The following is a 22,173-nucleotide window of genomic DNA, read 5'->3' as shown; positions in this document are numbered from 1 at the left end:
GCCCCCCGCCATGAAAGATCTGGTCCTTCTCCCCTTGGCCACGCTCGCTTTGGCTGCGGTGGCCACGCCCTCCCTGGCTGCCAGTGTTCGCTGCGAGCATTGCGAGCCTGCCGGCTTCGAGCGCGTCGCCACCGCGCTCGGCCCCGGGCAGCACGTGGTGTTTTCCCTGCGCCAGGGCTTCGCCGCAGGTTTCGTCGTGGAGCGCGAGCGGGAACTGGAACGGGTCGATCCGCGGCTGCCCCGGACTCCCGTGCTGTTCGCCCATCCGCGGGAGCTGACGGCGGACGAGCGGGCGCAGTTCGAAGCGGCCCTGCGGCTCTACCGCGAGACCGGAGGAACGATGAAGTGGGAGGTGGTGGTGCCCATCCGCGACATCCCCCTGCCGCAGCCTCTGGACTTCTCCGGGATGAGTGCCTATCAGTTCGCCAACAGCATGGGCAACTGGCATCACGTTGCACACGGGGCGGTGCAATGGGCACAGACGGCAAGGCCGCTGGGGCAGGCGGGGCAGTGGTGGCAGGTCCCGGGTTCGATCGTCGGAGCAGCAGGAACGCAGCTCGAGCTGACCGTGGTGTTCGCCGATGGTGGCCGCGCCACTTATCTCGTCGATTACGGGACCGAGACGTTTGCCGGGCGCCTGGGGCCGATCCGGGATGCGGATGGCAACCTCATTCCGGCGCCCACGGATTCACCTTCCGTGCAGAACGGCATCGTCACCTTTTCCAGCCCGCTGTCGCTCTCGCGCATGAACGAACATCTGGCCAGTATCGGCAGCCCTTTGCGTTTCGCGGAGCTGCCGGCGGGCTGCCGGCCGCCCGGGCCACTCGTGTATCAGTGCGCCTGGGAGCCGGGAATGAGCACTTATACCTGCCGCCGCCCGGGCGTGACCGGCTGCTGAGCGGCGGCCCTCTTCGGGCGGGCTAGCGGTTCTTCCGCACCTCGCCGGCGCTGATCACCACGTCGGCGGGGCGGCGGGCGAACAGGCCGCAGGTGACGACGCCCGGGATCTGGTTCAGCTCGCGCTCGAGGCCGACCGGATCGACGATGCGCAGGTGGTGCACGTCGAGGATCCAGTTGCCATTGTCGGTGATCACGCCCTCGCGCCACACCGGCTGGCCGCCCATCGCGACGATCTTGCGGCCCACCAGCGAGCGCGCCATCGGGATCACCTCCACCGGCAGCGGGAAGCGGCCGAGTACGTCCACTTCCTTGGCCTTGTCGATGATGCAGACGAACCGTTCGCTGGCCTCGGCGATGATCTTCTCGCGGGTAAGCGCGGCACCGCCGCCCTTGATCAGGCGGTTGTGCGGGTCGCACTCGTCGGCGCCATCGACGTAGAGCGGCAAGGGGCCGGCGGCATTGAGGTCCAGCACCCGGATGCCATGCGCCTTGAGCAGGGCGGTGCTCTGCTCGGAGCTGGAGACGGCGCCTTCGATGCGATCCTTCATCGCCGCAAGGCCCTCGATGAAGTGTTTCACCGTGGAGCCGGTGCCGACGCCGACCACCATGCCCTCCTCGACGTAGTCGAGGGCCTTCAGCGCCGAGGCGCGTTTCTGTTCGTCGGCAGTGCTCATGGGGCTTGCGTCTCCAGATCGAGGATGTAGTTCCACTGTGCGGCGCTGACCGGCAGCACGGACAGGCGGTTGCCCCGGCGCAGCAGGGCGAAGTCGTCGAGGGCCGCGGCATGGCGGCGCAGTTCGTCGAGGGAAATCGTGCGCGACAGCCTGCGCTCGAAGCCGACGTCCACCAGCCACCAGCGCGGGGCTTCGCGCGTGCTCCTGGCGTCGTAATAGTCCGATGCCGGGTCGAACTGCGTCGGGTCGGGGTAGGGGGGGGAGGCCACGGTGGCGAGGCCGACGATGCCGGGCACCGCGGCATTGGAGTGGTAGAAGAACACGCCATCGCCCGGGCGCATCTGCTTCCACATGAAGTTGCGCGCCTGGTAATTGCGCACGCCGCTCCAGGGCTCGGTGCCGACGCGCTCGAGGTCGTCGATGGAGAACTCCTCCGGCTCGGATTTCATCAGCCAGTACTGGCGGGCAGGGCGGGGCATGTCAGGGCCTGGAGGCGGGATGATCGAATCGATGGACGGCAGACGGGGTGGCCACGGCGTCGAGGGGCACGTCCCAGGGTCCGGCGGCGAGGCGCTCGACCTGCTGCCAGTCGTAGGCGATGCCGATGAGGGACGGGGCGGGGGAGGAACCGGCCGTGCCGGAGGGGGCGGCCCCGGGACGACGGAAGGCGAAGCTGCGGTCGTACCAGCCGCCGCCCTGGCCGAGGCGCTGGCCGAGGCCGTCGAAGGCGAGCAGGGGCACGAGGACCACGGCGAGGGCTTCGGGGTCGAGCAGAGGGCCCCCGGCCGGCTCGGGGATGCCGAAGCGGTTGGTGGCCAGCGGCTCGCCCGTGGTCCAGGCGCGGAAGCGCAGGCGGCCGTCGGCATGCAGCACCGGCAGGCACCAGCGCAGGGTGGCGGGCAGCGCGGCCTGCACCGAGTGCAGCGGCAGCTCGCCGCCCACCGCCCAGTAGCCGCCGATGCTTCCGGCATGGGCGGCGAGTTCGGGCAGCAGCCGGGTGGCGAGGGCGGCAGCGGCGTCGAGGCGCTCGCGCACCGGCAGGGCGCTCCGGCGCTGGCGCATGGCCGCGCGCAGGCGCTGGCGCTCGTCGCCGGACGCGGGGTCCCCGGGGGCGCTGGGATGCAAGGGAACGTCCTCCGCCATGCCGATGCGTGCGAAACGACCTTGATCCCGAGGATCAAGTGGGAATGCCGTCGTCGCGTTCAGGCTTTCCGCAACAGGGCGGACATGCGCACCGGCGATGAAGCGGGACTCCCGGGCCGTTGTTATGGGTCAAGGCAAATGTTAGCGCACGCTGTCGAACACAGCAGAGGACGCCCGGGCAGTATAGCCGTGCTGCCGCCCGCCGGCGGCGCCCATGCAGGGTTGGCGGGCCGCCCGTTCAGCGCCCGGCGTGGGCGGCGAGCAGGGCCTCGACCTTGCGGTTGAGGTCGGCGATGCCGCGCGAGAGCTGGTCTTCGCGGCCCTCGAGCTCGCGGCGGAAGGCATTCACCTCGGCGGCGAGGTTGAGGGCGGCGATCACCGCCACGCGGTCGAAGGCGGCCATGCGGTTGTCGCCACGGATGCCGCGCATGCGCGCGTCCAGCAGGCGGGCGGCGGCCTCCAGGGCCTCGCGTTCCTCCGGCTTGCAGCCGATGGTGAACTCGCGGTCGAGGATGCGGATGGCGACGCCCTCGCTCACGGGCTGGCCTCCATCGACTTCAGGCGCTGGATGATGGCTTCCACCCGGCTGCGCGCCTGCTCGTTCCTGCTGAGCAGCTGGGCGCGCTCGCCGGCGAGCTGCGCCTGCGCCGCGCGCAGCTGGCGGTTCTCCTCGGCCAGGCGCTGCACCAGGGCCGACAGGGCCTCGATGCGGGTGGCCAGGGTGGCGAGGTCGTCGCGGGGGTCGGCGGCACGGTCCATGCGGGCAAGTGTCGAGGCGGTCCCGGAAGGGGTCAAGCGGCGGGCTGGTCGAGGCGGCGCCCGGCCTGGCGCTCGCGGATGAAGCCGAAGGCATGGGCGGCTTCCAGCGGCGGCGAGAGCAGGTAGCCCTGCACCTCGTCGCAGCCCTGGCCGCGCAGGTAGGCGAGCTGGGCCTCGGTCTCCACGCCCTCGGCCACCACGTGCAGGCCGAGCGAATGCGCCATGGTGATGACGGTGGCGGTGATGGCCTTGTCGTCGGGGTCGTCAGTAAGATCGCCGATGAACTCCTTGTCGATCTTCAAGGTGTCGATCGGCAGGCGCTTCAGGTAGACCAGCGAGGAGTAGCCGGTGCCGAAGTCGTCGATGGCGAGGCGCACGCCGAGGCCACGCAGGCGGTCGAGCACGGCCCGGGCCTGTTCGGCGTTCTGCATCACCACGCTCTCGGTGAGTTCGAGCTCGATCCGCCCCGGGGCGATGCCGGTCTCGGCGAGGATGGCGGCGAGCTGCTCGGCGAGCGGCGCGCGCAGCAGCTGCAGCACCGAGACGTTGATGCTGCAGGCGATCTCGCCGAGCCCGGCGTCCTGCCACTGGCGCAGGGTGCGGCAGGCCTCGCGCAGCACCCATTCGCCGATGCCGAGGATCAGGCCGCTTTCCTCGGCGAGCGGGATGAACTGCGCCGGCCCCACTTCGCCCAGTTCCGCCGAGCGCCAGCGCAGCAGGGCCTCGACGCCGACGACGCGCTCGCTGCGCAGGCTGAAGCGCGGCTGGAACACCAGCCGGAACTCCTCCTGCGCCAGCGCCCGGCGCAGGGCGGCGAGCAGGGTGGCGCGCCGCCGCGATTCGGCATCCATGGCCTCGTCGTAGACCTCGAAGGTGTTCCGGCCGCGCGCCTTGGCCTGGTACATGGCGGTGTCGGCGAACTTCAGCAGGTCGGTGGGCACCATGGCATGGTCGGGGTAGAGGCTGATGCCGACCGAGGGGGTGATGCCGACGCGGTGGCGCTCGTCCACCTCCAGCGGGGCGGCGAAGGCGGCGATCAGCTCGCCGGCCAGGCGCTCGGCGGCCGCCACGCTGTCGAGATCCTCGACGATGATGGTGAACTCGTCGCCGCCCAGCCGGGCCACGGTATCGGTGGGACCCACCGCGGCCTGCAGGCGGGCGGCGGCGGCCTTCAGCAGGCGGTCGCCGGCGGCATGGCCGAGCGAATCGTTGATGTCCTTGAAGTGGTCGAGGTCGATGAACAGCACCGCCACCCGGCTCTCCTGCCGGCGGGCGCGGATGATGGCGCGGGAGAGGCGCTCGGCCAGCAGGGTGCGGTTCGGCAGGCCGGTGAGGGTGTCGTAGTTGGCGAGGTAGCGCAGTTCCTGCTCGGCGCGCTTCTTCTGGGTGATGTCGTCGACCACGGCGACGAAATGGGTGCGCTGGCCGAGGCGGTCCCTGACTTCGGAGAGCTCGATCCAGCTGAGGAAATCGCCGCCGTCCTTGCGCCGCTGCCACATCTCGCCGCTCCAGTGGCCGCTGCGCAGGGCGATGCTGCGCACCCGCTGGTAGTACTCGCTGCTGTGCTGGCTGGAATCGAGCAGGGAGGCGGGCTTGCCGAGCACTTCCTCCTCGGCGTAGCCGGTGATGCGCGAGAAGGCCGGGTTCACCGCCACGAAGGTGAAGTCGGGGCCGACCACCGACACCGCCTCGGACATGCTGCGGAACACCTCGTAGGCCACCCGGGTCTCGCGCTCGGCGCTGCGCAGGGCCTGGATGTCGCGGGTGATGCCAGCCATCCGCACCGGCCGGCCGGCGGCGTCGCGTTCGATGATCCGGCCGCGGGCCCGCACCCAGCGCCAGCTGCCGTCCTCGCAGCGCAGGCGGTGCTCGGACTCGAAGACCTCGGTCTCGCCGCTGGCGTGGCGTTCCACCTGCTGGCGCAGGGGCTCGAGGTCGTCGGGATGCACCGCCTCCTCGCGCCAGCGTGCCAGCGCGATGTCATCCGGAGCGCCGGGCCCGACCAGCCGCTGGATGCCCTGGCGGTGCAGCACGCCGCCCGGCAGGTCGAGTTCCCAGTAGACATCGCCCGAGTGCGCCAGTACGAGGTCGAGCTGCTGCCGCAGCCGGCGCAGGGCGATGGCCTGCTGCTCGGCCTGGCGCCGCTGCTGGCGCAGCCCCCGCGACCAGAAGAGCAGGGTGACGAACAGGGCGAGCGCGAGCAGGGCCACCAGGAACCAGGCTTCGGAGGCTGCGCTGCGGGCGGGGACGGCGGCCCAGGCCGGCACGGCGGCGATGGCGGAGGGCAGGGCGGCCGCGAGACGGCGGCGCCGGGCCTGGGGTGCCGCGGGCGGCGGGGCGGGCATCGCGCGGGTGCGCCTCGTGCTGGACCGGGTGAGGGGCCAGTGTACGCAGCGTCGGGCCGGGCGACCAAGGGCCCGGACGGGGTGGCGCTGCTAGACTGGCGGGCATCTTCACCGCCCTGTTTCCCGTGCCCGAGACCCTGCCCGACTACGACGCGGTCGCCGCCCAGATCGCCGCTCTCGCCCTCTCGGTGGACCCCGCCGAGCTCCACGGCTCGCTCTGCGCCCTGCGCTGCGGTGGGGCGGGGCCGGCCAACTGGCTGGCCGAGGCCATGGGCGACGAGGGCGTGCCGCCGCCGCCGCCGGCCTCGGCCCTGGCGCGGCTGGAGGCGGTCACGGTGGCCCAGCTCGCCGGCACCGATTTCGGCCTGCAGCTCCTGCTGCCCGACGGGGAGCGGCCGGTGAGCGAGCGCGGCGAGGCCCTGGTGGCCTGGTGCCGGGGCTTCCTCGGCGGCGTCGGCCTGGCGGGGCTCGAGCCCCTGCTCGGCGAGGAGGCCCGTGAGGCCCTGGGCGACGTGGCGAAGATCGCCGAATCCCAGGTGAGCTACGAGGATCCGGAATCCGACGAGGAAGCCCTGGTCGAGATCGAGGAGTTCGTCCGCGTGGCGGCCCTGCTCATCCACGGCGACTGCCTCGCCGCCCGCCAGCGCCAGCGCCTGCACTGATGAGCCTGCCAAAGCCGCCGCCGCCGATCACCCGCGCCGAGTACCAGCGCCGCCGCCGCGCCCTGCTGCGGCTGGCGCAGGAAGACGCGATCCTGATCCTGCCGGCGGCGCCGGAGCGCATCCGCAGCCACGACACCCACCACCCCTACCGGCAGGATTCGGACTTCTGGTACCTCACCGGCTTTCCCGAGCCGGAGGCAGTGCTGGTGCTGGTGCCCGGCCGCGCCCATGGCGAGGCCCTGCTGTTCTGCCGCGAACGCCATCCCGAGCGCGAGCGCTGGGACGGCCCGCGCGCCGGGCCGGAGGGGGCGGTGGCCGAGTACGGCATCGACGACGCCTACCCGATCGATGACATCGACGAGATCCTGCCCGGCCTGCTGGAAGGGCGCTCGCGCGTCTACTACCACTTCGGCCGCGACACCGATTTCGACCTCAAGCTGATCGGCTGGGTGAACCGGGTGCGGGCCCGGGTGCGGCAGGGCGCCGAGCCGCCGCACGAGTTCCTCGAGCTCGGCCACCTGCTGCACGAGCTGCGCCTGTTCAAGTCGCCGGCCGAACTGAAGCAGATGCGCCATGCCGCCCAGGTGGCGGCCGAGGCGCAGAAGGCGGCGATGCGCGCCACCCGCCCGGGCGGCCACGAGTACGAGGTGGAGGCCGCGCTCTGGGCCACCTGGCGCCGCCATGACTGCGTGCCGGCCTACAACCCCATCGTCGGCGCCGGCGCCAATGCCTGCGTGCTGCACTACGTGGCGAACAGCGCGCCGCTGCGCGAGGGCGAGCTGCTGCTCTGCGATGCCGGGGCCGAGTTCCGTGGCTATGCCAGCGACATCACCCGCACCTGGCCGGTGGGCGGGCGCTACTCGAAGGAACAGCGCGCGCTCTACGAGCTGGTCCTGGCGGCACAGGCGGCGGCGATCGCCGAGGCCCGGCCCGGCCGGCCCTACGAGGCCGGGCACCGGGCGGCGGTGCGGGTGCTCACCGAGGGCCTGCTCTCGCTGGGCCTGCTCAGGGGCAGCCTGAAAAAAGCCCTGGAGGACGAGGCCTACAAGGCCTTCTACATGCACAAGACCGGCCACTGGATCGGCCTCGACGTGCATGACGTGGGCGACTACAAGGTGGCCGGCGAATCGCGGCTGCTGGAGCCGGGCATGGTGTTCACCGTCGAGCCCGGCCTGTACATCGCTCCGGATGCCGATGTGCCGGCGAAGTGGCGCGGCATCGGCATCCGCATCGAGGACGAGGTGCTGGTGACCGCAGGCGCGCCGGAGATCCTGACCGCGGCCGTGCCGAAGCAGGTCGAGGCCATCGAGGACTGGATGGCGGCCTGAGCGCCGCCGCCCTCACATGTCGTGCTTGTGCAGTTCCAGGCCCAGGGCCTGGTACTGGCGCCAGCGTTCGCGCAGCGGGCCGCGGGCCGCCGGGTCGGCCGGCACCACTTCCAGCACCCGCTCGAAGCCCGCAGGCACCGCCTCGGCGCGCAGGTTGAGCACGAAGGGCCGCAGCGGCACGTCGATGCCGGGTGGTGCGATCAGCACCGGCACGTCCGCCTCGTCCTCCTCGAGCCCGGCGATCTGGTGCTCGATGAAGCTGTCTTCCTCGAAGGCCCAGAGCAGGTCGTCGAGTTCCTCGGCCTCGGCCTGCGAGGCGCAGAGCACCAGGGTGGGCTTGCCGGTGGCATGGCAGCGCTTGACGAGCTCGCAGACGAGCAGCAGCGGCTGCTCGCGGAAGCGCGGCTTGTCGATGAGGTAGAAATCGGCGCGGGCGCGCATGGCGATGGCCCCGCGGCGGGCGCGGGGCAGGGCCTCAGGCAGCGGCGCGGTCGATCAGCCAGCGGGTGAGCAGGCCCACCGGGCGGCCGGTGGCCATGCCCTTGCGGCCCTCGTCGGAGCCCGAGCCGGCGATGTCGAGGTGGGCCCAGCGCTGGCCCTCGGTGAAGCGGGCGAGGAAGCAGGCGGCGGTGATCGAGCCGGCGGCCTTGCCGCCGATGTTGTAGACATCGGCGTAGATCGATTCGAGCTGGCTCTGGTAGTCGTCCCAGATCGGCAGGCGCCAGGCGCGGTCGTGGGCATACTCGCCGGCCGCCAGCAGTTCGGCGGCGAGGTCGTCGTGGTGGCTCATCAGGCCGGTGGCGTGCTTGCCGAGCGCAATGACGACGGCGCCGGTCAGGGTGGCCACGTCGACCAGGGCCGCGGGCTCGAAGCGGCGGGCATAGGTGAGGGCGTCGCAGAGGATCAGCCGGCCCTCGGCGTCGGTGTTGCCGACCTCGATGGTCTTGCCGCTCATCGAGGTGAGGATGTCGGAGGGGCGGTAGGCGTTTCCGTCCGGCATGTTCTCCACCGCGGCCACGATCGCCACCACGTTCACCGGCAGGCGCAGCCGGGCGGCGGTGAGGAAGCTGCCCATCACGCTGGCGGCGCCCAGCATGTCGAACTTCATCTCCTCGATGCCGCCCTGCACCTTGAGATTGATGCCGCCGGTGTCGAAGGTGATGCCCTTGCCCACCATCACATGCGGCCTGGCCTCGCCGCCGCCGTTCCACTTGAGCACGATGAGCTTCGGCCGGTTGGCCGAGCCGCGGCCCACGGCGAGCAGGGAACCCATGCCGAGGGCCTGCATGTCGGCCTCTTCCAGCACCTCCACCGACACGCCTTCGTGGGCGGCGGCGATGCCGCGGGCGGTCTCGGCGAGGTAGGCCGGGTTGCAGATGTTCGGCGGCAGGTGGCCGAGCTCGCGGGCCAGTTCGACGCCGGCGGCGATGGCCACGCCGCGCTCCAGCGCGGCGGCATCCTCGCCCGTGACGGAGAGCGCGGCCAGCTTGCCGCCATTGGCTTCGGCCTTGCGGGTGGCGGTGTAGCGGTAGGCGGCATGGTCGGCGGCCACCACCGCCTGCTCGATGGAGAAGCCGGCGTCGCGGCCGGGCACCGCGAGTTCTGACAGGGTGACGAGGGCACGCACGGCCGGGCTGGCGCGCAGGGCGCGCACGGCCTCGGCCACGGCCTTGCGGTAGGCCGCCGGGCCGAACTTGCCGGCATCGCCCAGGCCCACCACCAGCACGCGCGGCGCGGTCACGCCGGGCAAGTCGTGCAGCACGGTGACGCGGCCGGTCTTGCCCGGCAGGTCGCCGCGGGCCTTGAGCGCCGAGAGCCGCCCGCCGGAGGCCTCGTCGACCGCGGCCGCGCTCGCCGTCAGGCTGCCGTCGGCGAACACGCCCACCACGAGGGCATCGGTGGCGACGGAGCAGGCAGGGGCGGAGTTCAGGTCGAATTCGAGTGCCATCGGCGGGTTTCCGTAGAATGCGGCGCTCTGTGACCGGCGCCTTCGTGGAGGGCCGGGTCGGCGCCGTCGTGCCGACGGCGGCGCCCGGAAGGGGGCCGCAAGTGTAGTCGATCCCCTCGTGAACGCTCCCGGAAGAGGCCCGTCTTGACCACCCTGCAGCGCTATCTCGTCCGCCAGTTGGCCGCCAGCACGGCGGCGGCGGTCGTGGTGCTGCTGCTGGTGGGCCTGGGCGGCGTGTTCGCCGATCTCGTCTCCGAGATCGCCCGCGGCCGGGTGCCAGCGCCGCTGCTGTTCTCGCAGCTCGGCCTGCGCATCGTGGGCTACCTGCCGCTGGTACTGCCGCTCGGGCTGTTCATCGGCCTTCTGATGGGGCTCTCGCGGCTCTACCGCGACAGCGAGATGGCGGTGCTGGCGGCGCTGGGCGTCGGCCCGCGCCAGCTTCTGGCGCCCCTGCTCTCGGTGGCCCTGCCGGTCGTGGCCCTGGTCGGGGCCTGCTCGCTGTGGCTGGCGCCGCTCGCCGAGCGTACCGCCCGCGAGGCGGTGGACGAGGCCAACCGCAGCTTCCTCGTGGCCGGGCTGGATGCCGGGCGCTTCGTCGAGCTGCCCGGCGGCCGCGGGGTGGTGTTCGTCGGCGAGCTCTCGCCCGATGGCCGGCGCTTCTCGCGGCTGTTCGTGCAGATGCAGCGCGGCGAGCGGGTGGACGTGGTCACGGCGGTGGAAGGCGAGCTGTTCCTCGATGCCGGCGGCCGCTTCCTGCGCCTGCACGACGGCTTCCGCGCCGAAGGGCAGCCCGGACAGCGCGACTTCCGCCTGCAGCGCTTCGAGCTGAACGAGCTGCGCCTGCCCGACCCGGAGAGCAGCAACCGCAATCCGCTGGCCGGGCGACCCACGCCGGAGCTGCTCTCGGCCACGGCCACGCCGCGGGCCCGCGCCGAGTTCCACTACCGCCTCGGCGTGCCGCTGTTCACCCTGGCCCTGGTGTTGCTCGCCCTGCCGCTCTCGCGCAGTCCGCCGCGGCAGTCGCGGCACGGGCGGATGATCGTGGCGGTGCTGGCCTATGCCTTCGGCACCAATCTGCTGCTGCTCGGCAAGGCCTGGCTCGGCAGCGGCCAGGTGCCGCTGGCGGCCGGCCTGTGGTGGCTGCACCTGCCGCTGTTCCTGCTCGCCGCCTGGCTGCTGTGGCGCGAGGGCAGGCCGGCGCGCCGGCGCGCCGGGGAGGCGGTGGCATGAACGGGCTGGCCGTGCACCAGCGCTATCTCGGCCTGTCGGTGCTGAAGGCGGTCTGCGCGGCCTGGCTGGTGTTCGTGGGCCTGGCCACGGTGGGCAGCCTGCTCGGCGAGATCGACCGCCTGGGGCAGGGCGACTACGGCCTTGGCCATGCCCTGCTGGCCCTGGTGCTGCAGACCCCGCGCCGGGCCTACGAGAACTTCCCGATGGCGGCGGTGGTGGGCAGCGTGCTGGCCATCGGCGGGCATGCGGCGCGTTCCGAGCTGGTCGCCCTGCGCGCCGCCGGGCTCTCGCCCTGGCGCATCGTCGCCACCACCCTGGGCACGGTGGCCCTGCTGCTGCTGCCTTTGCTGGTGGCGGGGGAGTGGATCAACCCGGTGGGCGAGCAGCGGGCCCAGGCCCTGAAGCTCAAGGCCACGCGCTCCGAAGTGAGCCTGGCCGGGGCCAACATCTGGGCCCGCGAGGGCGACGAGGTGTTCCATGCCCGCGGCGGCCAGCGCCGCGAGGGCGGGGGCCGGCCCCGGCTGGTGTTCGAGCAGGTGAGGGTCTATGCCTTCGATGCCCAGGGGCGGCTCGAATGGATCCAGCAGGCCGAGGAGGCCGACTACGCCGAGGACGTGGGCTGGACCCTGCGCCGGGTGAAGCGCACCACCTTCGGTCCCCGCAGCGCCACGATCGAGACCTTCGATACCCAGCAGTGGGCCACGGCGCTCAAGCCCGGCGCCATCGAGGCCAGCCTGCAGGGCCCGGAACAGCTCGATACCGCCACGCTCGGCCAGCGCATCGCCCAGCTGCGGCGCAATGGCCTCGATGCCAGCAGCCTGCTCGATACCTACTGGCGGCGCTGGTTCTATCCCTTCACCACCCTGGCCCTGGTGTTCGCCGCGCTGCCCTTCGCCTTCGGCCAGCTGCGCAGCGGCGGCTTTGGCAAGCGGCTGTTCATCGGCATCCTGTTCGCCCTGCTGGCGCGCCTGGTGCAGCCGATGCTGGCCAACCTGGCCAAGGCCTACCAGCTGCCGATGCTGCTCGCCTACCTGGTGCCGGTGCTGCTGCTGGTGGCGCTCGGCGTGGCGATGCTCAGGCGGCGCTGACGAGGCGTACCAGGCGGGTGCCGGAGAGGCGGTCGTGCAGGGCGGCGCGCTCGCCGTCGAGCAGTGACCAGAGCAGGCCCGCCGCGGCCGCCGCGCCGGCGATCCAGAACGGCAGCCGGCGGTCGGCCCAGGGCAGCAGGCCGGCGGCCTCGAGCAGCAGCAGGGCGGGCAGGGTGGCGGCGGCATAGCGCAGGGCCAGGGCGCGGGCCGTGGCCGGCCGGCCATCCGCGGCCACCACCCGGAGGCGCCAGGGGCGCATGCCGAGGGTCTGCCCGCCACGCCGCCAGCTCAGCACGAAGTAGGCCCCGACGAAGGCCCAGGCGCCGAGGGCGAGGAGCGGGCCGGCCCAGGGCAGATCGCTGAGATCGGCATGGCCGAGCCCGGTGGCGAGGGCGGTGGCCAGCGCGCCGAAGAGCAGCAGCACGGCCAGCGCCGGGAAGAGGTCGTAGACGAGGGCCAGCAGGCGCCAGCCGAGATGCGCCGGGACGGCGTGCGGGAAAGGGGAGGACATGGCCACCAGCTTAGCCGGCCGCTACGCTGGCGGCTGCGATGCGCCCCGAACCCGCCCGTCCCGAAGCCGTCCGTTCCGCCTCCGCCGCCCGGAGCCCTGCCGAGCGCCGCCGCCTTGCCGCGGCCTGGCCCGAGGCTCCGGCCGCCGAGCGCGCCGCCATCGAGGCCTTCCTCGGCCGGCTCTGGGCCGAGACCGGCTGCGCCCGGGCCACGCTGGCCGCCTACCGCAGCGATCTGGTGCTGGCGGCCCGCTGGCTGGCGGCGCGGGGCGGCCCCGGGCTGCTGGCCGTGGACCGCGCGCCGCTCTACGAACTGCTCGCCCTGCGTGCCGCCCAGGGCTATTCGCCGCGCAGCACGGCGCGCCTGCTGGCAGCCCTGCGCGCCTTCTATGCCGATGCCCGGCGCCAGGGCCTGCGTGCCGATGATCCCAGTACCCTGCTCGAGCGCCCCGGCCTGCCACGCGGCCTGCCGAAGGTGCTGGCCGAGAGCGAGGTCGAGGCCCTGCTGCGGGCCCCCGACACCGGCAGCCCGGCGGGCCTGGGCGAGCGGGCCATGCTCGAGCTGCTCTACGCCACCGGCCTGCGCGTCTCCGAGCTGGTAGGCCTGCCCACGCTGGCCCTGAACCTGCGGCAGGGCGTGCTCAGGGTGCGCGGCAAGGGCGGCAAGGAGCGGCTGGTGCCGATCGGCGACGAGGCCCAGCACTGGCTCTCGCGCTACCTGGCCGAGGCGCGGCCGGTGCTGGCCAGGGGGCGCAGCCTGCCCGCCCTGTTCCTTGCGGCGGACGGCGAGCCCTACGACCGCCGGGGCTTCTGGGCGCGGCTCAAGGCCCTGGCGGCGGTGGCCGGCCTCGACCCTGCCCGGGTGGCGCCGCACCGCCTGCGCCACAGCTTCGCCACCCATCTCCTCAACCACGGCGCCGACCTGCGCGTGGTGCAGATGCTGCTCGGCCACAGCAGCCTGTCCACCACCCAGATCTACACCCATGTGGCGCGCGAGGGCCTGAAGCGCCTGCATGCCGCGCACCATCCCCGCGGCTAGCCTGTGCTTCAATAGCGCGCCCAGGCGCTCCGGCGCCGCCCGATGCTGGAACCCGCATGCTCCGTTCTCTCGTCCTCGCCCTCTCCCTCGGCCTGAGCCTTGCCGCCTGCGCGCAGCCGGCCGGGAACGCCGGCACGCCTGCCGCCACGGCGCCGGCTGCTCCCGGCGCTCCGGCCCGCCCGGGCGAGGAGGCGGTGCGCGCGGCCCTGGCCGGCGTCCTGCCGGGCAACGAGATCCGTCGCCTGCGCCCGGCGCCCTTCGTCGGCTTCCAGGAGGTGGTGATCGCCGGCCGCGTGCTCTATGTGAGCGACGATGGCCGCTATGCCATCGACGGCGCGCTGATCGATCTTGCCGGCCGCCGCAATCTCACCGAGTCGGCCATGGACGAGGTGCGGGTGCAGGAGCTGAAGCGCATCCCTGCCGGGAAGCGCATCGTCTTCGCCCCGCGCGAGCCGAAGTACACGGTGACGGTGTTCACCGACATCGACTGCGGCTACTGCCGGATGTTCCACCAGCACATGGCCGAGTACAACGCGCTCGGCATCGCCGTGGAGTACCTGTTCTTCCCGCGCGCCGGCCAGGGCTCGGCGCCCTGGCAGCAGGCCGAGGCGGTGTGGTGCTCGAAGGACCCGCGCCAGGCCATGACCGAGGCCAAGGGCGGCAAGACCCTGCCGGCCCCGCCCGCCGGCTGCCGGAGCCCGGTGGCCGAGGAGTACGCGCTGGGCCGCGAGGTCGGGGTCAATGCCACTCCGGCGGTGTTCGCCCCGAGCGGCGCCCAGATCGGCGGCTATCTCGAGCCGCAGCGCCTGCTGCAGGCCCTGGAGCAGGACGCCCGGCGGCAGGCCCAGGCGGCGCAGCGCTGATTGACGCCGATCCCGGCGCTGCCCGGTCGCAGCGCCGGCCGCGGCCGGGCAGGGGTGCTTTGCTAGAATCCGCCCCCCGCCTCGCCGGATCCGCTGGTCCATGATCGTGCTCGAGGGCCTGCCGGCCCTGTCTGCCTTCCGCCTCCAACGCCTGCTGGCCGAGTGCAGGGCGATCCACCCCACGGTCGAGGTGCCTGGCACCCGCCACCTCTACCTGCTGCAGCCCGAGCCGGGCGCCCGCCTCGATCTCGCCGCCATCGGCGCCATCCTCGAGGGCTGCGTGGCGATGACGCCGCCGGCGCCGGGGGCCGTGGCCCGCTACGTGCTGCCGCGCTTCGGCACCCGTTCCCCCTGGTCGAGCAAGGCCACCGAGATCCTGCGCGGCGCCGGCCATGCCGTGGCGCGGGTGGAGCGCGGCCTGCGCCTCGACATCGCCCACTGGCCGGCCGATGCCGGGACCGCGCGCCGTCTCGCCCGGGTACTGCACGACCCGATGACCCAGTCCCTGGTCGAGTCCCTCGATGCGGCGGCGGCCCTGTTCGAGGTGCCGGCCACCGGCGCCGTCGAGTACATCGATCCTGCCGCCCTGCCGCAGGCGAACGTCCGCCTCGGACTCGCGCTCTCGGAGGACGAGATCGCCTATCTTCAGGCGGCCTACACCCGCCTCGGCCGGCCGGCCACCGATGCCGAGCTGATGATGTTCGCCCAGGCGAACTCCGAGCACTGCCGGCACAAGATCTTCAATGCCAGCTGGACCATCGACGGCGAGGCGCAATCGCACTCGCTGTTCAAGATGATCAAGGCGACCCACGCCGCGACGCCGCAGCACACCCTCACCGCCTACAGCGACAACGCGGCGGTGGTGGAAGGCCATCCGGGCCGGCGTTTCCGCCCGGATCCCGCGAGCGGCGAGTACCGCGCCGAGCCGCTCGCCGACAGTGCCTATTGCATCAAGGTCGAAACCCACAACCACCCCACCGCCATCTCGCCCTTTCCGGGGGCCTCCACCGGCGCCGGCGGCGAGATCCGCGACGAGGGCGCCACCGGCCGCGGCGGCAAGCCCAAGGCCGGGCTCACCGGCTTTGCCGTCTCGCATCTGCGCATCCCCGGCGCTCCGCAGCCCTGGGAGCAGCCGCGGCCGCTCAATCCGCGCATGGCCCCGGCCTTCGAGATCATGCGCGACGGCCCGCTCGGTGCCGCCGCCTTCAACAACGAGTTCGGCCGCCCGGCCCTGGCCGGCTATTTCCGCAGCTTCGAGCTGCCCACCGGGACGCCGGGCCTGGTACGCGCCTACGACAAGCCGATCATGCTGGCCGGCGGCCTCGGGGCGATCGACCGGCCGCAGGTGCAGAAACTCGGCCTGCGCCCCGGCGATCTCGTCATCGTGGCCGGTGGGCCGGCGATGCTGATCGGCCTCGGCGGTGGCGCCGCCAGCTCGCTGGCCAGCGGGCAGAGCAGCGAGGAGCTCGATTTCGCCTCGGTGCAGCGCGACAACCCGGAGATGCAGCGCCGGGTGCAGGAGGTGATCGACCGCTGCGTGGCCCTTGGTGATGCCAACCCGATCCGCGCCATCCACGACGTCGGCGCTGGCGGCCTGTCGAACGCCATCCCCGAACTGCTGCACGATGCCGGCCTCGGCGGCCGCATCGAGCTCGCGAAGCTGCCGAGCGACGATCCCTCGCTCTCGCCGATGCAGCTCTGGTGCAACGAGTCGCAGGAGCGCTACGTGCTCGGCATCGCGCCCGGCGACCTTGCCGTCTTCGAGGCCCTGTGCGCCCGCGAGCGCTGCCCCTATGCCGTGGTCGGCGTAGCGACGGCCGAGGAGGTGCTGGTACTGGAGGCCGCGGACGGCAGCCGCCCCATCGACCTGCCGATGGAGGTGCTGTTCGGCAAGCCGCCGAAGATGCACCGCGATACCGCCCGCGTGGCGCCGCCGCGCTGGCCGCGGCTCGACACTGCCGGTCTCGATCTGCGCGAGGCGGCGCTGCGGGTGCTCTCCCACCCCACCGTGGCGGGCAAGGGCTTCCTCGTCACCATCGGTGATCGCAGCGTGGGCGGGCTCACCGCCCGCGACCAGATGGTGGGTCCCTGGCAGCTGCCGGTGGCCGACTGCGCCATCACCCTCACCGATTTCCACGGCCACGCCGGCGAGGCCATGGCCATGGGCGAGCGCACCCCGCTGGCCCTGATCGACGCCAGGGCCTCGGCGCGCATGGCGGTGGGCGAGGCCATCACCAACCTGGTCGCCGCTCCCATCGCGGCGCTGGAGGAAGTGAAGCTCTCGGCCAACTGGATGGCCGCCGCCGGCCACCCCGGCGAGGATGCCGCCCTGTTCGATGCCGTGAAGGCGGTAGGCCTCGAGCTTTGCCCGGCGCTCGACCTCGCGATTCCGGTGGGCAAGGACTCGCTCTCGATGCAGGCGCAGTACGCCGCGCCGGAAGGCGCGCAGAAGAGCGTCTCGCCAGTGTCGCTGGTGGTCAGCGCCTTCGCCCGGGTGGCCGATGTGCGCCGCCAGCTCACCCCGGAGCTGAAGCGCGGGGTGGACTCCGAGCTCTGGCTGATCGGCCTCGGCGCCGGCAAGAAGCGCCTCGGCGGCTCCATCCTGGCACAGTGTTACGGCGCTTTCGGCGGCAGTCCGCCCGATCTCGACGACCCGCAGCGCCTGCGTGATTTCGTTTCTCTCGTGAATGCCGCCCGCGACGAGGGCCTGCTGCTCGCCTACCACGACCGCAGTGACGGCGGCGCCTTCGCCACGCTCTGCGAGATGGCCTTCGCCGGCCACCTGGGCCTCGACGTGGTGCTCGACGGCTGGGGCGACGATCCCTTCCGCACCCTGTTCGCCGAGGAACTCGGCGCGGTGGTGCAGGTGGCGGTGGAAGACCGCGCCGCCTTCGCTGACCTCGTGGAGCGCCACAGCCTCACCGAATGCGCCCAGCGCATCGGCCGCCCCTCGGCCTCGCCACGGGTGCGGGTGAGCGACGAGGGCAAGGTGCTGGCCGAGTGGTCGTGGGCCGAGCTGTTCGACGCCTGGTGGTCGACCAGCCATGCCATGCAGCGGCTGCGCGACGATCCGGCCTGCGCCGACACCGAGCGCGAGGCGCGCCGGCGCTTCGATGATCCGGGTCTCGTGCCGAAGCTCGGCTTCGATCCCGCCGAGGACGTGGCCGCCCCCTACATCGCCACCGGCGTCCGCCCGCGGGTGGCCATCCTGCGCGAGCAGGGGGTGAACGGGCAGGTCGAGATGGCCGCGGCCTTCGACCGCGCCGGCTTCACCGCCGTCGACGTGCACATGAGCGACCTCATCGAAGGCCGCCTCGCGCTGGAGGGCTTCAAGGGTCTCGCCGCCTGCGGCGGCTTCAGCTATGGCGACGTGCTGGGCGCGGGGCGCGGCTGGGCTGCCTCGATCCTCACCCGCCCGGCGCTGCGCGAGCAGTTCGCCGCCTTCTTCGCCCGCCCCGATACCTTCAGCCTCGGCGTCTGCAATGGCTGCCAGATGCTGGCGCAGCTCAAGGACCTGGTGCCGGGGGCCGAGCACTGGCCGCGTTTCGTGCGCAACGAGAGCGAGCAGTACGAGGCCCGGCTGGTGCAGGTGCTGGTGGAGGACTCGCCCTCGGTGCTGCTCGCCGGCATGGCCGGCTCGCGCCTGCCGGTGGTGGTCTCGCATGGCGAGGGACGCGCGCGTTTTGCCGAGGAGGCCCACCGCATCGGTGCCGCCGTGGCGCTGCGCTACGTCGACGGCCACGGGCGGGTGACCCACGAATTCCCGGCCAATCCCAATGGCTCGCCGGAAGGCATCGCCGGCCTCACCTCGCGCGATGGCCGCGCCACCCTGATGATGCCGCACCCGGAGCGGGTGTTCCGTACCGTCCAGCTGAGCTGGGCGCCGGCGGGCTGGGGCGAGGACTCGCCCTGGCTGCGCTTGTTCCGCAACGCGCGGCGCTTCGTGGGCTGAGCGGGAAGGGCAGCCTGCTCCTTCGAGGGCCGTCTCCTCCGCAGACCGGGCTCACGAGGGCGCACTCCCCGCGGGCGCGGCGCTCCGGCTGTCTCGCTGCGAGCCGCGACGCCGCGAGTGGCGTTTCGCGGCAAGCGAGCCCAAGGATGGCGAGCGCCCGAGTCGGGGCAGGAGTGCCCCGACCGAGGGAAGAGCGAAATGCCGCGCGCGGCAGGCAGGCTCGCCTCCTGAAACCGCCGCCCGCACGAGGCAGGCGCCCCGAGGTGGAATCGAACGCGACAGCTAGGCTCGCCCGCGGCGACCGCTTTTCGCCACACGCCCCTGCTACCCTTGGGCGATGGCCGACACCGACGCCCCCGCCCCCCCCGCCGACGCCATGCCGGACGCCGCGCCGGATGCCCTCGACGCCCGCATCGCCGAGGCGCTGCTGGCGCGCGGGCGGCTGAAGGAGGCCGATCTCGCCCGCGCCGAACGCCTGCGTGCCGAGACCGGCGGCGGGCTGCCGGCCCTGCTGGTCAAGCTCGGCATGGTGTCCGAGCGCGACATGGCCGAGACCCTGGGCGAGGTGCTGGGCCTGCCGCTGCTCGCGGCCAAGGACTGCCCTGACACCCCGCCCGCGGGCGTGCAGCTCTCGGCCAAGTTTCTCAAGCACCATGCGCTCTGCCCGGTTGGCGAGGACGAGCGCACGGTGACCCTGCTCTGCGCCGATCCGCAGGAGACCTACCCCGTCGATGCCGTGCGGCTGGCCACCGGGCGCGAGGTGCGGCTGGTGGTCGGCCTCCGTTCGGAGATCGCCGATCTCATCGAGCGTTACTACGGCCAGGGCCGCAGCGCGCTCGGCGCCATCGTCGAGGACGTGGGCGAGGAGGCGCGCGAGGAGGACGATGTCGAGCACCTGCGCGACCTCGCCTCCGAGGCGCCGGTGATCCGCCTCGTGAATCTGCTGATCCAGCGCGCGGTGGAGCAGCGCGCCTCGGACATCCACATCGAGCCCTTCGAATCCCGGCTCAAGGTGCGCTACCGCATCGACGGCGTGCTGGTGGATGCCGAGAGCCCGCCGGCGGCGCTCACCGCGGCGGTGATCTCGCGCATCAAGATCATGGCCAGGCTCAACATCGCCGAGCGCCGCCTGCCGCAGGACGGCCGGATCATGGTGCGGGTGCAGGGCAAGGAACTCGACCTGCGCGTCAGCACCGTGCCCACCCAGCACGGCGAGAGCGTGGTGATGCGCCTGCTCGACCGCGAGTCGGTGGTGTTCGACTTCCAGCAGCTCGGCTTCACCGAGGAATTCCTGCCGAAGTTCCTGAAGGTGCTGGACCAGCCGCACGGCATCCTGCTGGTGACCGGCCCCACCGGCTCGGGCAAGACCACCACGCTCTATACCGCGCTCTCGAAGCTCAATACCGACGACGTCAAGATCATCACCGTCGAGGATCCGGTCGAGTACCAGCTCGAGGGCATCAACCAGATCCAGGCCCGGCCGCAGATCGGCCTCGACTTCGCCGCCGCCCTGCGCAGCATCGTCCGCCAGGACCCCGACATCATCATGATCGGCGAGATGCGCGATCTCGAGACGGCGAGGATCGCCATCCAGTCGGCGCTCACCGGCCACCTCGTGCTCAGCACCCTGCACACCAACAGCGCCGCCGGCGGCATCACCCGCCTGCTCGACATGGGGGTGGAGGACTACCTGCTCACCTCCACGGTGAACGGCATCCTCGGCCAGCGCCTGGTGCGCCGGCTCGAGCCCACGCATGCCGAGCGCTACGAGGCAACACCGGAGGAGATCGCGAAGTTCGGCCTGCGCCGCCTGCAGCCCGAGGGTCCGATCCACCTCTACCGCCCGCGGCCCTCGGCGCTGACGCCCACCGGCTACCTCGGCCGCACCACGATCATGGAGTTCCTGGTGGTGGACGACGCGATCCGCAAACTGGTGATGCAGCACGCCACCAGCAGCGAGATCGAGCGCGAGGCCCGCGCCCGCGGTATGCGCACCATGTACGAGGACGGCCTCGCCAAGGCGCTGGCCGGGCTCACCACCATCGAGGAAGTGCTGCGCGTGACCGAGGAGGCCTGATCGCGTGGCGCTCTTCCGCTACAAGGCCCTGAGCGCCGCTGGTGAAACGCTCTCCGGCAGCATGGAGGCCCCGCGCGCCGAAGACGTGGTCGCGCGTTTGCAGGAACAGGGTTACCTGCCGCTGGAGGTGGGCACCACGCTGGACGAGGGGGCGGGAGAGGGCCTGGCCGCGCTGTTCCGGCGAAAGGCGATGGACGCGGCCGGCCTGCTGCATTTCACCCAGCAGCTCGCCACCCTGCTCGGCGCCGGGCAGCCGCTGGACCGCGCGCTCGGCACCCTGCTCGACCTGCCCGAGCACCCGCAGGGCAGGCGGGTGGTCGAGCGCATCCGCGAGGCAGTGCGCGGCGGCCTGCCGCTCTCGGCGGCGCTGGAGCAGCAGCACGGGCTGTTTCCGCGGCTCTACGTGAACCTGGTGCGGGCCGGCGAGGCGGGTGGCGGCCTGCAGCCGGCCCTGCTGCGGCTGGCCGACTACCTCGAGCGCGCCGCGGCGCTGAAGGCGCAGGTGGTTTCCGCCCTGGTCTATCCGGTGCTGCTGCTGGTGATGGCGCTGGCCGTCTCGGCCTTCCTGCTCGGGGTGGTGGTGCCGCAGTTCAACGAGCTCCTGGAAAGCACCGACGTGGTGCTGCCCTGGTACACGCAGGCGGTGCTGGCGGGCGGCCTGCTGGTGCGCGATTACTGGCTGCCTGCCTTCGTCGCTCTGGCCCTCGGCCTGCTGCTCGTGCTGCGCCAGCTGCGCCAGCCCGGGCCGCGGGCGCGCTTCGACGCCTGGCTGCTGGGCCGCCCGCGCCTCGGTGAACTGCTGGCCCGCTACGAGACGGCGCGGCTTGCCCGCACCCTCGGCACCCTGCTGGGCAATGGCGTGCCCCTGCTCGCCAGCCTCGGCATCGCCGCGCAGGTGCTGGGGAACCGGGCGCTGGCCGCGGCACTCGAACAGGCGGCCGAGGACGTGAAGACCGGGCAGGGTCTGGGCTTCGCCCTCGGCAAGACCAAGCGCTTCCCTCGTCTCGCCGTACAGATGGTGCAGGTGGGGGAGGAGTCCGGCGAGCTTCCGGCCATGCTGCTCAAGGTGGCCGACACTTTCGACACCGAGACCCAGCGTGCCATCCAGCGCGCGCTCTCGGCCCTGGTGCCGCTCATCACCGTGCTGATGGCGGTGCTGGTGGGCCTCGTCATCGTGGCCGTGCTCGTTCCGATCTACCAACTCACCAGTTCCGCAGGAGTGCTGTGATGCGCGTGATGCACCGGGGCCTTGCCGCCCGCCGCCAGTCGGGCTTCAGCCTGATGGAGATCCTGATCGTGGTCGGCATCATCGCCGCCATCATGGCCTTCGCCGCCAGCCAGATCTTCGGCGGCCGCGACCAGGCGAACGTGCGCCTGGCCGAAACCCAGCTCGAGACCCTGGCCTCGAAGGTCGAGCAGTACCGCATGGACACCGGCCAGCTGCCGGCCTCGCTCGAGGCCCTGGTGTCCAACCCCGGGGTGAATGGCTGGCTCGGACCCTACGTGCGCAAGGCGGAGGACCTGCAGGACCCGTGGAAGCGGCCGATCCAGATCCGCACGCCGGGCCGCAACGGCGAGTTCGAGCTGGTGAGCTTCGGCAGCGACGGCAAGCCCGGCGGCGAGAGCACCGCCGCCGACCTCGTGCGCCCCTGAGCC

20 protein-coding genes and 1 other RNA gene are annotated in these 22,173 nt (G+C 72.5%); 11 read left to right on the top strand and 10 right to left on the bottom strand.

Annotated elements, in window-relative coordinates; translation table 11 throughout:
* Nucleotides 1-10 precede the first annotated feature (10 nt).
* Nucleotides 11-898: a hypothetical protein gene (locus tag G408_RS0106040; RefSeq protein WP_028770375.1), complete on the top strand. Its 888-nt coding sequence runs from the start codon at nucleotides 11-13 to the stop codon at nucleotides 896-898.
* A 22-nt stretch (nucleotides 899-920) separates the two neighbouring features.
* On the opposite strand, the gene rpiA is transcribed toward G408_RS0106040, so the two are convergent.
* The 7 genes from rpiA to G408_RS13400 form a co-directional block, all read right to left on the bottom strand.
* Nucleotides 921-1,574, bottom strand: a complete 654-nt coding sequence (gene rpiA / locus G408_RS0106035; RefSeq protein WP_028770374.1) for a ribose-5-phosphate isomerase RpiA — start codon at nucleotides 1,572-1,574, stop codon at nucleotides 921-923.
* Nucleotides 1,571-2,053: an EVE domain-containing protein gene (locus tag G408_RS0106030; RefSeq protein ID WP_028770373.1), complete on the bottom strand. Its 483-nt coding sequence runs from the start codon at nucleotides 2,051-2,053 to the stop codon at nucleotides 1,571-1,573. Before G408_RS0106030 ends, rpiA begins: the two co-directional genes overlap by 4 nt.
* Nucleotide 2,054: 1 nt before the next feature.
* Nucleotides 2,055-2,717, bottom strand: coding sequence for a 5-formyltetrahydrofolate cyclo-ligase (locus G408_RS13405; protein ID WP_051282670.1), 663 nt, complete (start codon nucleotides 2,715-2,717; stop codon nucleotides 2,055-2,057).
* Nucleotides 2,704-2,890, bottom strand: a non-coding RNA gene (ssrS, locus tag G408_RS15065) — 6S RNA. Before ssrS ends, G408_RS13405 begins: the two co-directional genes overlap by 14 nt.
* Before the next feature lie 65 nt (nucleotides 2,891-2,955).
* Nucleotides 2,956-3,255, bottom strand: coding sequence for a cell division protein ZapA (locus G408_RS0106020; RefSeq protein ID WP_028770372.1), 300 nt, complete (start codon nucleotides 3,253-3,255; stop codon nucleotides 2,956-2,958).
* Nucleotides 3,252-3,476, bottom strand: coding sequence for a TIGR02449 family protein (locus G408_RS0106015; protein ID WP_028770371.1), 225 nt, complete (start codon nucleotides 3,474-3,476; stop codon nucleotides 3,252-3,254). Before G408_RS0106015 ends, G408_RS0106020 begins: the two co-directional genes overlap by 4 nt.
* A 32-nt stretch (nucleotides 3,477-3,508) precedes the next feature.
* Nucleotides 3,509-5,821, bottom strand: coding sequence for a putative bifunctional diguanylate cyclase/phosphodiesterase (locus G408_RS13400; RefSeq protein ID WP_084628093.1), 2,313 nt, complete (start codon nucleotides 5,819-5,821; stop codon nucleotides 3,509-3,511).
* A 125-nt stretch (nucleotides 5,822-5,946) separates the two neighbouring features.
* Between G408_RS13400 and G408_RS0106005 the strand changes: the two genes are divergently transcribed.
* On the top strand, nucleotides 5,947-6,483 hold the full coding sequence (locus G408_RS0106005) for a UPF0149 family protein (protein ID WP_245584270.1): 537 nt from the start codon (nucleotides 5,947-5,949) through the stop codon (nucleotides 6,481-6,483).
* Nucleotides 6,483-7,811 carry an aminopeptidase P N-terminal domain-containing protein gene (locus G408_RS0106000; protein WP_051282669.1) on the top strand — a complete coding sequence of 443 codons (1,329 nt, stop codon included), beginning with the start codon at nucleotides 6,483-6,485 and terminating at the stop codon, nucleotides 7,809-7,811. The genes G408_RS0106005 and G408_RS0106000 overlap by 1 nt, the downstream gene beginning before the upstream one ends.
* A gap of 12 nt (nucleotides 7,812-7,823) precedes the next feature.
* Here the strand turns inward: G408_RS0106000 and G408_RS0105995 are convergent, their stop codons facing one another.
* Nucleotides 7,824-8,252: a DNA polymerase III subunit chi gene (locus G408_RS0105995; protein ID WP_037412509.1), complete on the bottom strand. Its 429-nt coding sequence runs from the start codon at nucleotides 8,250-8,252 to the stop codon at nucleotides 7,824-7,826.
* A 34-nt stretch (nucleotides 8,253-8,286) separates the two neighbouring features.
* Nucleotides 8,287-9,759 (bottom strand): leucyl aminopeptidase, encoded by a 1,473-nt coding sequence (locus tag G408_RS0105990; RefSeq protein ID WP_028770367.1) that lies wholly within the window; start codon nucleotides 9,757-9,759, stop codon nucleotides 8,287-8,289.
* A 144-nt stretch (nucleotides 9,760-9,903) separates the two neighbouring features.
* Between G408_RS0105990 and lptF the strand changes: the two genes are divergently transcribed.
* Nucleotides 9,904-10,989, top strand: a complete 1,086-nt coding sequence (lptF, locus tag G408_RS0105985) for an LPS export ABC transporter permease LptF (RefSeq protein WP_028770366.1) — start codon at nucleotides 9,904-9,906, stop codon at nucleotides 10,987-10,989.
* The gene (lptG, locus tag G408_RS0105980; protein ID WP_028770365.1) at nucleotides 10,986-12,077 is read left to right on the top strand and encodes an LPS export ABC transporter permease LptG; all 1,092 of its coding nucleotides are present in this window, start codon (nucleotides 10,986-10,988) and stop codon (nucleotides 12,075-12,077) included. The genes lptF and lptG overlap by 4 nt, the downstream gene beginning before the upstream one ends.
* On the opposite strand, the gene G408_RS0105975 is transcribed toward lptG, so the two are convergent.
* Nucleotides 12,064-12,588, bottom strand: coding sequence for an RDD family protein (locus tag G408_RS0105975; RefSeq protein ID WP_037412507.1), 525 nt, complete (start codon nucleotides 12,586-12,588; stop codon nucleotides 12,064-12,066). The two genes, lptG and G408_RS0105975, sit on opposite strands and share 14 nt — an antisense overlap.
* 38 nt (nucleotides 12,589-12,626) lie before the next feature.
* Here G408_RS0105975 and xerD point away from each other — a divergent pair, with 38 nt between their 5' ends.
* From xerD to gspG, 6 genes are all read left to right on the top strand, one after another.
* Complete coding sequence (xerD, locus tag G408_RS13395) at nucleotides 12,627-13,625, top strand: site-specific tyrosine recombinase XerD (RefSeq protein WP_051282667.1); 999 nt, start codon at nucleotides 12,627-12,629, stop codon at nucleotides 13,623-13,625.
* A gap of 56 nt (nucleotides 13,626-13,681) precedes the next feature.
* On the top strand, nucleotides 13,682-14,488 hold the full coding sequence (locus tag G408_RS0105965) for a DsbC family protein (protein ID WP_028770363.1): 807 nt from the start codon (nucleotides 13,682-13,684) through the stop codon (nucleotides 14,486-14,488).
* Nucleotides 14,489-14,588: 100 nt separating this feature from the next.
* Nucleotides 14,589-18,440, top strand: coding sequence for a phosphoribosylformylglycinamidine synthase (purL, locus tag G408_RS0105960; protein ID WP_028770362.1), 3,852 nt, complete (start codon nucleotides 14,589-14,591; stop codon nucleotides 18,438-18,440).
* Between the two features lie 376 nt (nucleotides 18,441-18,816).
* Nucleotides 18,817-20,517 carry a type II secretion system ATPase GspE gene (gene gspE, locus G408_RS0105955; protein WP_028770361.1) on the top strand — a complete coding sequence of 567 codons (1,701 nt, stop codon included), beginning with the start codon at nucleotides 18,817-18,819 and terminating at the stop codon, nucleotides 20,515-20,517.
* A 4-nt stretch (nucleotides 20,518-20,521) separates the two neighbouring features.
* Nucleotides 20,522-21,745: a type II secretion system F family protein gene (locus G408_RS0105950; RefSeq protein WP_028770360.1), complete on the top strand. Its 1,224-nt coding sequence runs from the start codon at nucleotides 20,522-20,524 to the stop codon at nucleotides 21,743-21,745.
* Nucleotides 21,745-22,170: a type II secretion system major pseudopilin GspG gene (gene gspG / locus G408_RS0105945; RefSeq protein ID WP_156890067.1), complete on the top strand. Its 426-nt coding sequence runs from the start codon at nucleotides 21,745-21,747 to the stop codon at nucleotides 22,168-22,170. The genes G408_RS0105950 and gspG overlap by 1 nt, the downstream gene beginning before the upstream one ends.
* Nucleotides 22,171-22,173: the final 3 nt, after the last annotated feature.

Origin of the sequence: Silanimonas lenta DSM 16282, assembly GCF_000429065.1 — a bacterium.
GTDB lineage: Bacteria > Pseudomonadota > Gammaproteobacteria > Xanthomonadales > Xanthomonadaceae > Silanimonas > Silanimonas lenta.
The sequence above is the reverse complement of the archived record's forward strand: the minus strand, read 5'-3'. Positions and strand labels throughout refer to the sequence as shown.

Excerpts from the sequence above, each read along its gene's own strand:
- G408_RS0106040 (WP_028770375.1), top strand. The coding sequence starts at position 11 with ATGAAAGATCTGGTCCTTCTCCCCTTGGCCACGCTCGCTTTGGCTGCG.
- rpiA (WP_028770374.1), bottom strand. The coding sequence starts at position 1,574 with ATGAGCACTGCCGACGAACAGAAACGCGCCTCGGCGCTGAAGGCCCTC.
- G408_RS0106030 (WP_028770373.1), bottom strand. The coding sequence starts at position 2,053 with ATGCCCCGCCCTGCCCGCCAGTACTGGCTGATGAAATCCGAGCCGGAG.
- G408_RS13405 (WP_051282670.1), bottom strand. The coding sequence starts at position 2,717 with ATGGCGGAGGACGTTCCCTTGCATCCCAGCGCCCCCGGGGACCCCGCG.
- G408_RS0106015 (WP_028770371.1), bottom strand. The coding sequence starts at position 3,476 with ATGGACCGTGCCGCCGACCCCCGCGACGACCTCGCCACCCTGGCCACC.
- G408_RS13400 (WP_084628093.1), bottom strand. The coding sequence starts at position 5,821 with ATGCCCGCCCCGCCGCCCGCGGCACCCCAGGCCCGGCGCCGCCGTCTC.
- G408_RS0106000 (WP_051282669.1), top strand. The coding sequence starts at position 6,483 with ATGAGCCTGCCAAAGCCGCCGCCGCCGATCACCCGCGCCGAGTACCAG.
- G408_RS0105995 (WP_037412509.1), bottom strand. The coding sequence starts at position 8,252 with ATGCGCGCCCGCGCCGATTTCTACCTCATCGACAAGCCGCGCTTCCGC.
- G408_RS0105990 (WP_028770367.1), bottom strand. The coding sequence starts at position 9,759 with ATGGCACTCGAATTCGACCTGAACTCCGCCCCTGCCTGCTCCGTCGCC.
- lptG (WP_028770365.1), top strand. The coding sequence starts at position 10,986 with ATGAACGGGCTGGCCGTGCACCAGCGCTATCTCGGCCTGTCGGTGCTG.
- G408_RS0105975 (WP_037412507.1), bottom strand. The coding sequence starts at position 12,588 with ATGTCCTCCCCTTTCCCGCACGCCGTCCCGGCGCATCTCGGCTGGCGC.
- xerD (WP_051282667.1), top strand. The coding sequence starts at position 12,627 with ATGCGCCCCGAACCCGCCCGTCCCGAAGCCGTCCGTTCCGCCTCCGCC.
- G408_RS0105965 (WP_028770363.1), top strand. The coding sequence starts at position 13,682 with ATGCTCCGTTCTCTCGTCCTCGCCCTCTCCCTCGGCCTGAGCCTTGCC.
- purL (WP_028770362.1), top strand. The coding sequence starts at position 14,589 with ATGATCGTGCTCGAGGGCCTGCCGGCCCTGTCTGCCTTCCGCCTCCAA.
- gspE (WP_028770361.1), top strand. The coding sequence starts at position 18,817 with ATGCCGGACGCCGCGCCGGATGCCCTCGACGCCCGCATCGCCGAGGCG.
- gspG (WP_156890067.1), top strand. The coding sequence starts at position 21,745 with ATGCGCGTGATGCACCGGGGCCTTGCCGCCCGCCGCCAGTCGGGCTTC.